This window comes from Streptomyces sp. ITFR-16, from assembly GCF_031844705.1.
In the GTDB taxonomy this organism is placed as follows: domain Bacteria; phylum Actinomycetota; class Actinomycetes; order Streptomycetales; family Streptomycetaceae; genus Streptomyces.
The window spans coordinates 5,036,233-5,050,642 of record NZ_CP134609.1; the positions used below are offsets into that span (position 1 = coordinate 5,036,233).

A 14,410-nucleotide genomic window follows, 5' to 3' on the forward strand; every position below is an offset into this window, starting at 1 on the left:
CCTGCCGTGCCCGCGCCAGAGTCCATAACACGACCCAGTGCCAGGCCCGACCGGCAAGGAGACCAGCCTCAGTGTCCGTCTTCAACAAGCTCATGCGTGCAGGCGAAGGCAAGATCCTGCGCAAACTGCACCGCATCGCGGACCAGGTCAGCTCCATCGAAGAGGACTTCGTCAACCTCTCCGACGCCGAGCTGCGGGCGCTCACCGACGAGTACAAGGAACGGTACGCGGACGGCGAGAGCCTGGACGACCTGCTTCCCGAGGCATTCGCGACGGTCCGTGAGGCCGCCAAGCGTGTCCTCGGACAGCGCCACTACGACGTCCAGATGATGGGCGGCGCAGCCCTGCACCTCGGCTACGTGGCCGAGATGAAGACCGGCGAGGGCAAGACCCTCGTCGGCACCCTGCCCGCGTATCTCAACGCGCTCTCGGGCAAGGGCGTCCACCTGATCACGGTCAACGACTATCTGGCCGAGCGCGACTCGGAGCTGATGGGCCGGGTCCACAAGTTCCTCGGGCTGACCGTCGGCTGCATCATCGCCAACATGACGCCGGCCCAGCGCCGTGAGCAGTACGCCTGCGACATCACGTACGGCACGAACAACGAGTTCGGCTTCGACTACCTCCGCGACAACATGGCGTGGTCGCAGGACGAGCTCGTCCAGCGCGGTCACAACTTCGCGATCGTCGACGAGGTCGACTCGATCCTGGTCGACGAGGCCCGTACGCCGCTGATCATCTCCGGCCCCGCCGACCAGGCCACCAAGTGGTACGGCGACTTCGCCAAGCTGGTCACCCGGCTGACCAAGGGCGAGGCGGGCAACCCGCTCAAGGGCATCGAGGAGACCGGCGACTACGAGGTCGACGAGAAGAAGCGGACCGTGGCGATCCATGAGCCCGGTGTCGCGAAGGTCGAGGACTGGCTCGGCATCGAGAACCTCTACGAGTCGGTGAACACCCCCCTCGTCGGGTACCTCAACAACGCCATCAAGGCCAAGGAACTCTTCAAGAAGGACAAGGACTACGTCGTCATCGACGGCGAAGTCATGATCGTCGACGAGCACACCGGCCGTATCCTCGCCGGCCGCCGCTACAACGAGGGCATGCACCAGGCGATCGAGGCGAAGGAAGGGGTGGACATCAAGGACGAGAACCAGACGCTCGCCACGATCACCCTGCAGAACTTCTTCCGCCTCTACGGCAAGCTCTCCGGCATGACCGGTACGGCGATGACCGAGGCCGCCGAGTTCCACCAGATCTACAAGCTCGGCGTGGTGCCGATCCCGACCAACCGGCCGATGGTCCGGGCGGACCAGTCGGACCTGATCTACCGCACCGAGGTCGCGAAGTTCGCCGCCGTCGTCGACGACATCGCGGAGAAGCACGAGAAGGGCCAGCCGATCCTGGTCGGCACGACCTCGGTCGAGAAGTCCGAGTACCTCTCGCAGCAGCTCTCCAAGCGCGGGGTGCAGCACGAGGTCCTCAACGCCAAGCAGCACGACCGTGAGGCGACGATCGTCGCCCAGGCCGGCCGCAAGGGCGCGGTCACGGTCGCGACGAACATGGCCGGCCGCGGTACGGACATCAAGCTGGGCGGCAACCCGGACGACCTCGCCGAGGCGGAGCTGCGGCAGCGCGGCCTCGACCCGGTGGAGCACGTCGAGGAGTGGGCGGCCGCGCTGCCCGCCGCCCTGGAGAAGGCCGAGCAGGCGGTGAAGGCGGAGTTCGAGGAGGTCAAGGAGCTCGGCGGGCTGTACGTCCTCGGTACGGAGCGGCACGAGTCGCGTCGTATCGACAATCAGCTGCGCGGTCGTTCCGGCCGTCAGGGCGACCCCGGCGAGTCCCGCTTCTACCTGTCGCTCGGCGACGACCTGATGCGCCTGTTCAAGGCCCAGATGGTCGAGCGCGTCATGTCGATGGCCAACGTGCCGGACGATGTGCCGATCGAGAACAAGATGGTGACGCGGGCGATCGCCTCGGCGCAGTCGCAGGTCGAGCAGCAGAACTTCGAGACGCGTAAGAACGTCCTGAAGTACGACGAGGTGCTCAACCGCCAGCGTGAGGTCATCTACGGCGAGCGGCGCCGGGTCCTGGAGGGCGAGGACCTGCAGGAGCAGATCCGCCACTTCATGGACGACACGATCGACGACTACATCCGCCAGGAGACGGCGGAGGGGTTCGCCGAGGAGTGGGACCTCGACCGGCTGTGGGGCGCCTTCAAGCAGCTCTACCCGGTGAAGGTCACGGTCGCCGAGCTGGAGGACGCGGCCGGGGACCTGGCCGGTGTCACGGCCGAGTTCATCGCCGAGTCGGTCAAGGACGACATCCACGAGCAGTACGACGAGCGGGAGAAGACGCTCGGCTCCGACATCATGCGTGAGCTGGAGCGGCGTGTGGTGCTGTCCGTGCTGGACCGCAAGTGGCGTGAGCACCTCTACGAGATGGACTATCTCCAGGAGGGCATCGGGCTGCGGGCCATGGCGCAGAAGGACCCGCTGGTGGAGTACCAGCGCGAGGGCTTCGACATGTTCAACGCCATGATGGAGGGCATCAAGGAGGAGTCCGTCGGCTATCTGTTCAACCTGGAGGTCCAGGTCGAGCAGCAGGTCGAGGAGGTTCCGGTCCAGGACGCGACGTCGCTGTCCAAGGAGGACGCGGTGCCGGCGGCTCGTCCGGAGATCCGGGCGAAGGGGCTCGACGCTCCGCAGCGGCCGGACCGGCTGCACTTCTCCGCTCCCACGGTGGACGGGGAGGGCGGGGTTGTCGAGGGTGACTTCTCCAGTGGTGCGGGTGCGGGTGCCGGGGCCGGGGAGTCCGATGGGCTTACTCGGGCGGAGCGGCGCAAGGCGCAGAAGAGCGGTGGGGGTGGGCGGCGCCGTAAGAAGTAGCGTGCGCTGAGTGGTTGGTTTGTGGCCGGGGTCGGATGCCGTTGGGTGTCCGGCCCCGGTTGTTTTGTGGGGTGGGTGTGGGTGTGGGTGTGGGTGCGGGTGTGGGGGTTGGTGGGTGGGTGGGCGCTGCGCGGGGCTGTTCCCCTCCCCGCCCCTTCCCGTAACCGGGGCTCCGCCCCGGACCCCGCTCCTCAAGCGCCGGAGGGGCTGGGAGGGGGCCGGGGTGGGGCTCGGAGAGGGGATGGGGCGGGGATCGGAGAAGGGCCGGGGCAGGGCTCGGAGAGGAGACCTCCGGGGGCAGGAAGAAGGTGGGCAGGGGAAGGGGCCGGGGCGCCGCGGGGGACCATGTCCTCGCCTTCGTACGGCACCAGGTCACCGTGATCGTCGCCCTCGATCCGGCCGTGCACCGCGGGCTGCCGGCGGGTACGCCCTGGGAGGGCCGGGCGGGGCCTCTCCAGGTGGAGCCGGGAGGGCTCCCTTCCCGGAGCGCCTGGAAGGGTCGGGAGGGCCCCGGGGAGGGGTGGTGAGGGCGTTGGGGGTGGGTGTGGGCCTCAGGTGGGCCGGGAACGGGGCCCGTGGCTCCGAGGGGCGGGAACGGGCCCCCTGGGCCGGGACGGGCCTCCGGCGGTCAGGAACAGGGGCGGAGGCTGTGAGTGGGGCTGTTGGGCTGTCTCCTGGGTCAGGGGTGGCGGATGGGGGTGTTGCCGAGTTCGACCGCCGCGCAGCGCCAGCGGTGGTCCGGGCCCTGTTCCAGGCGGAACGCCATCGCGCGTACCTGTTCGCCCGCCGCGATGCTCGCGCAGGCCTCCACCACGCCGGGGGCCGGCTGGGCGCCTCGGCACATGCGGATGACCGGGCGGGCACCTCGGCTCCTCAGCGGGGTGGCCGGGGCCAGTTCGGCGAGCTGGTCGTAGGCCTCGCCGATGGTGTGGCCGAGCATCCAGTGGACGGGGCGCTGGCCGCTGAGGACGGCCAGCAGCCGTTCCGCGAACCAGTGGTGGGGCCGCCCCCACTGGGCCGCCCGGCGGCGCTGTGCGGGTACGGATTCGGGCCTGCGCGCGTCGTGGCGTCCGCCGGGCCGGGTCCTGTTCATGGTCATCGCTGTAGCCCCCGTGCTGTCAGAGGCCCGGACAAGTACCGGGCGGTAACTTCTGCTGGGGATCTTCTACGGGGGCGGCGGAGGCGGCCGCAAGCGTCGGTGCGGCCGGTGGTGCGGGGGCCTCGTTTCACCTATCCGGGTGGCGGACCCGGCCCGGGGCGGAGGCCGGGGACGGGCCGGGCAGGGTGAGGAACGGTCGCCGGGTGGACGGGCCCGGGGCCCCACGCGTAACCCCAAAGGGGGACGTCGCACGTATCCTGAGGGCGTTTCCGACTACGAAAGCGGCCCAGCGATGCGCGTGTACGTACCCCTGACCCTCGCCGGTCTCGCAGCGGCGCACCGGGCCGGCGAAGTCGGTCCCGGCCCGCTGACCGCCTACGCGGTGACCCCCGCGCTGCGGGAGTGGTACGTCTCCGACGACATCGAGGAGCTGGAGTACGCGGCGCTCACCCGGGCCGCGTCCGCGTCGCTGCGGCTGATCGCCGGGGACCCGGGGGCGGCCCGCCGCCGGGTCGTCGTCGCCGTCGACGTGCCGGACGGGGCCGCGGTCGCCGATCCGGCCCCCCTCCTGGACGGCTCCTCGCTCGGTGAGGTCACCATCGCCTCCGCCGTGGCGCTGACCGCCGCCGCTGCGGTGCACGTCGACGCGGACGAGGCGGACAAGGACGTCACGGCGGCCGCCGCCGCGCTGGGGGCGGCGGATCTGGGGGACGACGACGCGCAGTTCACCGTCGACGGCGCCGAGGACCACGAGCTGCTGTGGTTCGGGGTGCAGGAGATCCCGAACCTGATCGGCTGACCCGCTGAGCCGATGACCCGCTGACCGCGTGGTTTGTTCGGGCGTTGTTCGGTTGTCGGTGGCGGCGGGTATTTTTCTCGATATGGGTACGAACGGGAATCACCGCACGCATCTGGTCTGGGACTGGAACGGCACGCTGCTCGACGACAACACCGCGGTCGTCGGTGCGACGAATGCCGCGTTCGGCGAGGTCGGCCTGGCGCCGATCACGGTCGAGCAGTACCGGGAGATGTACTGCATCCCGATACCCCGTTTCTACGAGCGGCTGATGGGCCGGCTGCCCACGGACGCCGAGTGGGAGCGGATGGACGGCGTCTTCCACCGCCACTACACGCAGCAGCGCGACGCCTGTGGGCTGACCGCGGGGGCCGCCGAGCTGCTCGCCCAGTGGCAGCTGACCGGCCGCAGCCAGTCGATCATGAGCATGTACCGGCACGAGGAGCTGCTGCCCGTCGTGCGCGGCTACGGCATCGAGCGCCACTTCGTCCGCGTCGACGGGCGCACCGGCCCCTCCGGCGGCAGCAAGGCGGAGTACATGGAGCGGCACTTCGCGGCCCTGGACGGGATATCCCCGCAGCACACCGTGGTCATAGGCGACGCCGTGGACGACGCGGTGGCCGCCGCCCACGTCGGCGCCAGGGCGGTGCTGTACACGGGCGGGTCGCACAGCCGGGCCAGCCTGGAGGCCGCCGGGGTGCCCGTCGTGGACACCCTGTCCGAGGCCATCGCCCTGGCCGAGCAGTTCGGCGGGCAGTAGCCGGCGCGGCGGCGGTCCGCCCCGGGCTCCGCGCTCAGCTCACCGGCGCCTTCGACCGGAGCACGGTCAGGAACGCGCGCATCCACGCCGAGTGGTCCGGCCAGGCGCGGGACGAGACCAGGGTGCCGTCCACCACGACCTCGGTGTCCTCGAAGGACGCTCCGGCCGTCCCCATGTCCGGCTCCAGCGCGGGATAGGCGGTGACCCGGCGGTCCTTGAGCGCGCCGACCGCGGCCGTCATCAGCGGACCGTGGCAGATCTGGGCCACCGGGCGGTCCGTGTCGAAGAACGCCGAGAGGATCGTGCGCAGGTCCGCGTCGTTGCGGAGGTATTCGGGTGCCCGGCCGCCGGGGACCACGAGCGCCACGTAGTCGTCGGGGTCGACCTCGTGAAACGCCAGGTCGGCGGGCCAGGTGTAGCCGGGCTTCTCCGTATAGGTGTCGAAGCCGGGCTCGAAGTCGTGGACCACGAAGCGCAGCGTCTTGCGGGAAGGGGCGGCGACATGGACCTCGTACCCCTCCTCGCGCAGCCGCTGGTACGGATAGAGGACTTCGAGCGACTCGGCGGCGTCGCCGGTGACGATCAGGATCTTCGGTGCCATGGCGGGGCTCCCCACGGTGCGTCGGCCTGTTCCTGCTCCCGGATTCCAGAGTGCGACAGGACGGCCCCGCGCGCTGTCCAGAGTGTCAAAATTCGCGGCGTTCTTTGTACACATGCGGCTCGTGACGGTGACGGGTACGGGGGAGATAGCCTGGACCCCGTGATCAGCGCGATACGCCTCGGGGGCAGCGAAGCCCCCGGCCTGCGCCCGGAGTGCCACCGTGCCCGGGCCCTGACTGATCCCCTCGGCCCGGCCCGAACGCCAAAAATGGCCAATAAGGTCCCGGGCATCTCTCATTGCGGCATAGCGTCGTCCCAGACCGGAAACCCCGCGTCGTGGCGTTACGCCGTCTTTTTCACCTACGTCACGCAACGGCGCGCGACAGGAGCCAGAGGACATGCAGACCAAGCTGGACGAAGCCAAGGCCGAGCTGCTCGCACGGGCCGCCAAGGTAGCTGACAACAGCCCGGGCGGTGGTGCCGGCGGCCCGGGCGGTACCCCCCGGGTGCACGTCGCGGCCGCCGGGGACGACGGCACCGGGCCGGAGCAGGAGCGTCCGCGCCAGGACGTGCTGCTCTCCTATCTCCAGCGCTACTACCTCCACACCGCTCCGGAGGACATCGCGGGCCGCGACCCGGTCGATGTCTTCGGCGCCGCCTCCTCCCACTACCGGCTGGCCGAGAACCGCCCCCAGGGCACGGCCAACGTCCGGGTGCACACCCCGACCGTCGAGGAGAACGGCTGGACCTGCAGCCACTCCGTCGTCGAGGTCGTCACCGACGACATGCCGTTCCTGGTCGACTCCGTCACCAACGAGCTGTCCCGCCAGGGCCGCGGCATCCATGTCGTGATCCACCCGCAGGTCATCGTCCGCCGCGATGTCACCGGCAAGCTGGTCGAGGTCCTCACCGAAGGCGCCGGCATCTCCACCGGCCCCCAGACCGGCCGCAAGAACGCCAAGGGGGCCAAGGACGCCAAGGCCGAGCTGCCCCACGACGCGGTCGTCGAGTCCTGGATCCACGTCGAGATCGACCGCGAGACCGACCGCGCCGACCTCAAGCAGATCCAGACCGACCTGCTGCGGGTCCTGTCCGACGTGCGGGAGACCGTCGAGGACTGGGAGAAGATGCGGGACGCCGCGCTGCGCATCGCGGACGACCTGCCCGGCGAGCCGCTCGACGACCTCGCCGACGACGAGGTGAACGAGGCCAGGGAGCTGCTGCGCTGGCTCGCCGCCGACCACTTCACCTTCCTCGGCTACCGCGAGTACGAGCTGAAGGACTCCGACGCGCTGGCCGCCGTCCCCGGCACCGGCCTCGGCATCCTGCGCTCCGACCCGCAGCACACCGAGGACGAGGCCCACCCGGTCAGCCCGTCCTTCGACCGGCTGCCCGCCGACGCCCGCGCCAAGGCCCGGGAGCACAAGCTCCTCGTCCTGACCAAGGCAAACAGCCGGGCGACCGTGCACCGCCCCAGCTACCTCGACTACGTCGGCGTGAAGAAGTTCGACGCCGAGGGCAACGTCATCGGCGAGCGCCGCTTCCTCGGCCTGTTCTCGTCCGCCGCCTACACCGAGTCCGTGCGCCGGGTGCCGGTCATCCGCCGCAAGGTCGCCGAGGTGCTGGAGGGCGCGGGGTTCACGTACAACAGCCACGACGGCCGTGACCTGCTGCAGATCCTGGAGACCTACCCCCGCGACGAGCTCTTCCAGACGCCCGTCGACCAGCTGCGCTCCATCGTCACCTCGGTGCTCTACCTCCAGGAGCGGCGCCGGCTGCGCCTCTACCTCCGCCAGGACGAGTACGGGCGCTACTACTCCGCGATCGTCTACCTGCCGCGCGACCGCTACACCACCGGTGTCCGGCTGCGGCTGATCGACATCCTCAAGGAAGAGCTGAACGGCACCAGCGTCGACTTCACCGCCTGGAACACCGAGTCGATCCTCTCCCGGCTGCACTTCGTCGTCCGGGTCGCCCCCGGCAGCGAGCTGCCCAGCCTCACGGACGCCGAGGCCGACCGCATCGAGGCCCGGCTCGTCGAGGCGGCCCGCTCCTGGGCCGACGGCTTCCAGGAGGCCCTGGGCGCCGAATGCGGCGAGGAGCGCGCCGCCGAGCTGCTGCGCCAGTACGGCCACTCGTTCCCCGAGGGCTACAAGGCCGACCACTCGCCGCGCGCCGCCGTGGCCGACCTGGTCCACCTCGAAGCGCTCAAGGAGGGCGAGAAGGACTTCGCCCTCAGCCTGTACGAGCCGGTCGGCGCCGCCCCCGGCGAGCGCCGCTTCAAGATCTACCGGACCGGTGAGCAGGTCTCCCTGTCCGCGGTCCTCCCGGCCCTCCAGCGGCTCGGCGTCGAGGTCGTCGACGAGCGGCCGTACGAGCTGCGCTGCGCCGACCGCACCCACGCCTGGATCTACGACTTCGGGCTGCGGATGCCGCAGGGCACGGGCAGCTCCGGCTATCTGGCCGACGGCGCCCGCGAGCGGTTCCAGGAGGCCTTCGCGGCCGTCTGGACCGGCGAGGCGGAGAACGACGGCTTCAACGCGCTGGTGCTGAGCGCCGGGCTCGACTGGCGGCAGGCGATGGTGCTGCGCGCCTACGCCAAGTACCTGCGCCAGGCCGGTTCGACCTTCAGCCAGGACTACATGGAGAGCACGCTCCAGAACAACGTCCACACCACCCGGCTGCTGGTCTCGCTCTTCGAGGCGCGGATGTCGCCGAGCCGCCAGAGCGCCGGCACGGAGCTCACCGACGGGCTCCTCGAAGAGCTCGACGGGGCCCTGGACCAGGTCGCCTCGCTGGACGAGGACCGGATCCTGCGGTCGTTCCTCACGGTCATCAAGGCCACCCTGCGGACCAACTTCTTCCAGCACGCGGAGGGCGGCAGGCCGCACGCGTACGTCTCGATGAAGTTCGACCCGCAGTCCATCCCGGACCTCCCGGCGCCCCGCCCGGCGTTCGAGATCTGGGTCTACTCGCCGCGCGTCGAGGGCGTCCACCTGCGCTTCGGCAAGGTCGCCCGCGGTGGCCTGCGCTGGTCCGACCGGCGCGAGGACTTCCGTACGGAGATCCTCGGCCTGGTCAAGGCGCAGATGGTGAAGAACACCGTCATCGTGCCGGTCGGCGCCAAGGGCGGCTTCGTCGCCAAGCAGCTGCCCGACCCGTCCGTCGACCGTGACGCCTGGATGGCCGAGGGCATCGCCTCGTACCGCACCTTCATCTCGGCGCTGCTGGACATCACCGACAACATGGTGGCCGGCGAGGTCGTGCCGCCCGAGGACGTGGTCCGGCACGACGAGGACGACACCTACCTCGTCGTCGCCGCCGACAAGGGCACCGCCAAGTTCTCCGACATCGCCAACGAGGTCGCCGTCGACTACGGCTTCTGGCTCGGTGACGCGTTCGCCTCCGGCGGCTCGGCCGGCTACGACCACAAGGGCATGGGCATCACCGCCCGGGGCGCCTGGGTCTCCGTCGAGCGGCACTTCCGCGAGCTGGGCCACGACACCCAGACCGAGGACTTCACCGTCGTCGGCGTCGGCGACATGTCCGGCGACGTCTTCGGCAACGGAATGCTGCTCTCCGAGCACATCCGCCTTGTCGCCGCCTTCGACCACCGGCACATCTTCATCGACCCGAAGCCGGACGCCGCCACCTCGTACGCCGAGCGGCGCCGCCTCTTCGACCTGCCGCGCAGCTCCTGGGCCGACTACGACAAGGACCTGATCTCCGCCGGCGGCGGCATCTACCCCCGCAGCGCCAAGTCCATCCCGGTCAACGCGCACATCCGCGAGGCACTCGGCATCGAAGCCGGGGTCACCAAGATGATGCCCGCCGACCTGATGCAGGCCATCCTCAAGGCCCCCGTCGACCTGGTGTGGAACGGCGGCATCGGTACGTACATCAAGTCCTCCGCCGAGTCGAACGCGGACGTCGGCGACAAGGCGAATGACGCGATCCGCGTCAACGGCGAGGACCTGCGGGCCAAGGTCGTCGGCGAGGGCGGCAACCTCGGCGCCACCCAGCTCGGCCGGATCGAGTTCGCCCGGGCCGGCGGCCGGATCAACACCGACGCGATCGACAACAGCGCCGGTGTGGACACCTCCGACCACGAGGTGAACATCAAGATCCTGCTCAACGGTCTGGTCCGGGACGGCGACATGACCGTCAAGCAGCGCAACAAGCTGCTCGCCGAGATGACCGACGAGGTCGGCCGGCTGGTGCTGCGGAACAACTACGCGCAGAACACCGCGCTCGCCAACGCGGTCGCGCAGGCGCCCTCGCTGCTCCACGCCCACCAGCGCTTCATGCGCCGGCTGGGCCGCGACGGCTACCTCGACCGGGCCCTGGAGTTCCTGCCCACCGACCGCCAGATCCGCGAGCTGCTCAACGCCGGCAAGGGGCTCAGCCAGCCCGAGCTGGCCGTGCTGCTCGCCTACACGAAGATCACGGCGGCGCAGGAGCTGATCGGGACCAGCCTGCCGGACGACAAGCATCTGCAGAAGCTGCTGCACGCCTACTTCCCCCGGCAGCTGCGCGAGCAGTACCCCGACGCGGTCGACGGCCACGCGCTGCGGCGGGAGATCATCACCACGGTCCTGGTCAACGACACGGTGAACTCCGGTGGTTCGACCTTCCTGCACCGCCTGCGGGAGGAGACCGGAGCCTCGATCGAGGAGATCGTGCGGGCGCAGTTCGCGGCCCGGGAGATCTTCGGGCTCGGCAAGGTGTGGGACGCGGTCGAGGCCCTCGACAACGAGGTCGCCGCCGATGTGCAGACCCGCATCCGGCTGCACTCGCGCCGGCTCGTCGAGCGCGGCTCGCGCTGGCTGCTCGGCAACCGGCCGCAGCCGCTGGAGATCGCCGAGACGATCGAGTTCTTCCGGTCCGGTGTCGAGCAGGTCTGGGCCGAGCTGCCCAAGATGCTGAAGGGCGCCGACCAGGAGTGGTACCGGTCGATCCTGGACGAGCTCACCGAGGTGGGCGTCCCGGAGGAGCTGGCACAGCGGGTCGCCGGATTCTCGTCCGCCTTCCCGGCGCTCGACATCGTGGCGATCGCGGACCGTACGGGCAAGGACCCGCTGGCCGTCGCCGAGGTGTACTACGACCTCGCGGACCGGCTGGGCATCACCCAGCTGATGGACCGGATCATCGAGCTGCCGCGGGGCGACCGCTGGCAGTCCATGGCCCGTGCCTCCATCCGCGAGGACCTGTACGCCGCGCACGCGGCGCTCACCGGCGACGTGCTGAGCGTCGGCAACGGGGCGTCCACGCCGCAGGAGCGGTTCGAGGCGTGGGAGGAGAAGAACGCGGCGATCCTGACGCGGTCGCGCTCCACGCTGGAGGAGATCCAGGGGTCGGACGCGTTCGATCTCGCGAATCTGTCGGTGGCCATGCGGACGATGCGGACGCTGCTGCGTACGCACGCGTAGGCGCAGGGCTTGAGCGACGAGGCGGCTGCCGGACGTGATCCGGTGGCCGCCTCGCCGTCGAGTGGGGCGTTACTTCTTCTTGGTGAACTTCTCGTAGGCGGCGACCACTTCTCCGGCCGGGCCGTCCATCCGCAGGGTGCCCGCCTCCAGCCAGATCGCCCGGTCGCAGGTCTCGGTGATCGACTTGTTGTTGTGGCTGACCAGGAAGACCGTGCCGGCCTGCTGGCGCAGTTCGATGATCCGGTCCTTGCTGCGGCGCTGGAACTTCGCGTCGCCCGTGGACAGCGCCTCGTCGATCAGCAGGACATCGTGGTTCTTGGCGGCGGCGATCGAGAAGCGCAGCCGGGCGCCCATGCCGGAGGAGTACGTCCGCATCGGCAGGGTGATGAAGTCGCCCTTCTCGTTGATGCCGGAGAAGTCGACGATGTCGTCGTAGCGCTCGCGGATCTCGGCGCGGGTCATGCCCATCGCGAGCCCGCCGAGCACCACGTTGCGCTCGCCGGTCAGATCGCTCATCAGCGCCGCGTTGACCCCGAGCAGTGAGGGCTGGCCGTGGGTGTGGACGCGGCCCCGGGTGGCGGGCAGCAGTCCGGCGATGGCCTTCAGCAGGGTCGACTTCCCGGAGCCGTTGGAGCCGATCAGCCCGATCGCCTCTCCCTTGTACGCGGCGAAGCTGACCCCCTTCACGGCGTGCACCTCGCGGACCCCGGGGGCCTGCCGGCGCGAGGTCAGCCGGCTCAGGGCCGAGGTGGCGCTGCCCCGGCCGGTACGGGCTCCGTTGACCTTGTACGTGATGTGGACGTCGTCGACGACGACCGTCGGAACCGCCGGATCCGCGCGGTCGGCCATCTCGGTCCTGTCAGCCATGTCAGCCACGTCCGTAACTCTCCTCGGCCTTCCAGAAGTAGACGAAGCCGCCGACGCCGCACAGCAGCGCCCAGCCCGCGGCGACGGCCCAGACGTGCGGGGGCAGCTGCCCCGGCCCGAAGCTGTCGATGAGTGCGAACCGCATCAGGTCGATGTAGACGGCGGAGGGATTGACCTCCAGCGCCAGCTTCACGGCGGCGGGGACATCGGTGCCCTTGAGCATCGTCTCCATGCTCCACATGACGCCCGAGGTGTACATCCAGGTGCGCAGGACGAACGGGGTCAGCTGGGCGATGTCCGGGGTCCGCGCGGTCAGCCGGGCCATGGCCATCGAGATGCCGGTGTTGAAGACGGCCTGCAGCGCCAGGGCCGGCACCGCGAGCAGCCAGGACGGGCGCGGGTACTGCCCGAAGGCCAGCAGGATCAGCGTCAGCGCGCCCAGCGAGAACAGCAGCTGCTGGAGCTGTTGCAGGGCGAGCGCGATCGGCAGCGAGGCCCGGGGGAAGTGCAGGGCGCGTACGAGCCCGATGTTGCCGCTGATCGCCCGGGTGCCCGCGGTGATCGATGAGCTGGTGAAGGTCCAGATGAAGACCCCGGTGACCAGGAACGGGACGAAGTCCGGCACCCCGTGCTTGGTCTTCATCAGGACGCCGAAGATGAAGTAGTAGACCGTCGCGTTCAGCAGCGGGGTCATGATCTGCCAGATCTGGCCGAGCTTCGCCTGGCTGTACTGGGCGGTGAGCTTGGCGGTGGCGAACGCCGTGATGAAGTGCCGCCGCCCCCACAGCTGTCGGATGTACGCGGGCAGGGACGGCCGCGCCCCGCTCACGGTCAGCCCGTGGGCCGCGGCCAGGGCGGCGAGCTCGCCCGGTGCGTACACGGGCGGGGAGAGGGACGGCGGGGCGTCCGCCGGGGCTGTTGTCTGGCTCACCACGATCGCTTTCGACGAGAAGGCGGGAGGAGGAGAAGGCAGGAGGACGGGGAGAGGAAGGGCAGGTGAACGCCCGATGGCGACGGGACGCAACCGTATCGTCGTCACGCCGAGGGTAGGACGTTCCGACGTCGCAACGCAACCGTTCCGTCGTCACGGACTATGATTCGGGCCATGACCACCGACCCGGGAAGCCGCCGCCGTGTCCCCGCCGGAGCCGCCGTGCTGCGCGAGGACGTGACCGATGCGATCCGCGGTGCGGTGTTCGAGGAGCTGGCCTCGGTCGGCTTCGCCCGGATGTCGATCGAGGGCATCGCCCGGCGGGCGGGCGTCGGCAAGACCGCCGTCTACCGCCGCTGGAAGTCCAAGCTGCACCTGGTCCTGGACCTGGTCTCCGCCGTCGCGGTGCAGGGCATGCCCGCCCCGGCGACCGGATCGCTGTACGGGGACGTGCGCGCGGTGCTCGAACTGGCCGCGTACGCCCTGCGCCACCCGCTCGCCTCCCAGGTCATCCCGGACCTGCTGGTCGAGGCGGCCCGCAGCCCCGAGATCTCCGACACCATCAAGGCCGCCCTGCTCGACCCCCAGCAGGGCGTCGCCGCCGTGGTCGTACGGGACGCCGTCGCGCGCGGCGAGCTGCCGCCCGACAGCGACCCGGACCGCGCCCTCGACCTGATCGTCGGGCCCCTGTACTGGCGGCTCGCGGTGGTCCGGGGTGAGCTGCCGCCGGGCTATCTGGACGACCTCGCCGCCTCGGCCGTGGCCGCCCTCACCCGCTGAGCGGGCCCCGCCCGGGTGAGGGCTCGATCACGTGTGTGGGCGTGCTTGTAGGGGTCACCCTTCCATCGGCTAGTCTGGTGACGGGCCGCCCACCGGACCTCACCGGCGCACGCGTTCAGCGTGCTCCCGGACCGTCCGGGCGAAGCCCCAGGCACCGCCGTCACCGCCGAAGGACGAACCCGGGATCCGTTCGGAGCGGAGCGGCGCTGCACGCGGGGTGAGCACGGTGCAGGCGTAGTCACTCGTTCGGGACCGTAACC

9 protein-coding genes are annotated in these 14,410 nt (G+C 70.2%); 5 read left to right on the forward strand and 4 right to left on the reverse strand.

Annotated elements, in window-relative coordinates; all coding sequences use genetic code 11:
* The first annotated feature begins 71 nt into the window (after positions 1–71).
* Positions 72–2,888: a preprotein translocase subunit SecA gene (gene secA, locus RLT58_RS22370; RefSeq protein ID WP_311312152.1), complete on the forward strand. Its 2,817-nt coding sequence runs from the start codon at positions 72–74 to the stop codon at positions 2,886–2,888.
* Between the two features lie 679 nt (positions 2,889–3,567).
* Here secA and RLT58_RS22375 read toward each other — a convergent pair.
* Complete coding sequence (locus RLT58_RS22375) at positions 3,568–3,987, reverse strand: Rv3235 family protein (protein ID WP_311312153.1); 420 nt, start codon at positions 3,985–3,987, stop codon at positions 3,568–3,570.
* A gap of 292 nt (positions 3,988–4,279) precedes the next feature.
* Between RLT58_RS22375 and RLT58_RS22380 the strand changes: the two genes are divergently transcribed.
* Together RLT58_RS22380 and RLT58_RS22385 are read left to right on the forward strand one after the other, a co-directional pair.
* A complete protein-coding gene (locus RLT58_RS22380) occupies positions 4,280–4,786 on the forward strand; it encodes a DUF6912 family protein (RefSeq protein WP_311312154.1) in 507 nt (168 codons plus the stop codon).
* Between the two features lie 82 nt (positions 4,787–4,868).
* Positions 4,869–5,543, forward strand: coding sequence for an HAD family hydrolase (locus tag RLT58_RS22385; RefSeq protein ID WP_311312155.1), 675 nt, complete (start codon positions 4,869–4,871; stop codon positions 5,541–5,543).
* A 34-nt stretch (positions 5,544–5,577) separates the two neighbouring features.
* On the opposite strand, the gene RLT58_RS22390 is transcribed toward RLT58_RS22385, so the two are convergent.
* The gene (locus tag RLT58_RS22390; RefSeq protein ID WP_311312156.1) at positions 5,578–6,144 is read right to left on the reverse strand and encodes a DJ-1/PfpI family protein; all 567 of its coding nucleotides are present in this window, start codon (positions 6,142–6,144) and stop codon (positions 5,578–5,580) included.
* A gap of 397 nt (positions 6,145–6,541) precedes the next feature.
* Between RLT58_RS22390 and RLT58_RS22395 the strand changes: the two genes are divergently transcribed.
* Complete coding sequence (locus RLT58_RS22395; protein ID WP_311312157.1) at positions 6,542–11,572, forward strand: NAD-glutamate dehydrogenase; 5,031 nt, start codon at positions 6,542–6,544, stop codon at positions 11,570–11,572.
* A gap of 69 nt (positions 11,573–11,641) precedes the next feature.
* Here RLT58_RS22395 and RLT58_RS22400 read toward each other — a convergent pair whose 3' ends face one another.
* Positions 11,642–12,421: an ABC transporter ATP-binding protein gene (locus RLT58_RS22400; RefSeq protein WP_311314606.1), complete on the reverse strand. Its 780-nt coding sequence runs from the start codon at positions 12,419–12,421 to the stop codon at positions 11,642–11,644.
* A gap of 19 nt (positions 12,422–12,440) precedes the next feature.
* Positions 12,441–13,373 (reverse strand): ABC transporter permease, encoded by a 933-nt coding sequence (locus tag RLT58_RS22405; RefSeq protein ID WP_311312158.1) that lies wholly within the window; start codon positions 13,371–13,373, stop codon positions 12,441–12,443.
* Between the two features lie 159 nt (positions 13,374–13,532).
* On the opposite strand from RLT58_RS22405, the gene RLT58_RS22410 reads away from it, so the two are divergent.
* Positions 13,533–14,150: a TetR/AcrR family transcriptional regulator gene (locus tag RLT58_RS22410; protein ID WP_311312159.1), complete on the forward strand. Its 618-nt coding sequence runs from the start codon at positions 13,533–13,535 to the stop codon at positions 14,148–14,150.
* The last annotated feature ends 260 nt before the right edge of the window (positions 14,151–14,410 follow it).

Bases quoted from the DNA above. Each gene is read 5' to 3' on its own strand.
- RLT58_RS22375 (WP_311312153.1), bottom strand. From the start codon at position 3,987: ATGACCATGAACAGGACCCGGCCCGGCGGACGCCACGACGCGCGCAGG.
- RLT58_RS22380 (WP_311312154.1), top strand. From the start codon at position 4,280: ATGCGCGTGTACGTACCCCTGACCCTCGCCGGTCTCGCAGCGGCGCAC.
- RLT58_RS22385 (WP_311312155.1), top strand. From the start codon at position 4,869: ATGGGTACGAACGGGAATCACCGCACGCATCTGGTCTGGGACTGGAAC.
- RLT58_RS22390 (WP_311312156.1), bottom strand. From the start codon at position 6,144: ATGGCACCGAAGATCCTGATCGTCACCGGCGACGCCGCCGAGTCGCTC.
- RLT58_RS22395 (WP_311312157.1), top strand. From the start codon at position 6,542: ATGCAGACCAAGCTGGACGAAGCCAAGGCCGAGCTGCTCGCACGGGCC.
- RLT58_RS22400 (WP_311314606.1), bottom strand. From the start codon at position 12,421: ATGGCCGACCGCGCGGATCCGGCGGTTCCGACGGTCGTCGTCGACGAC.
- RLT58_RS22410 (WP_311312159.1), top strand. From the start codon at position 13,533: ATGATTCGGGCCATGACCACCGACCCGGGAAGCCGCCGCCGTGTCCCC.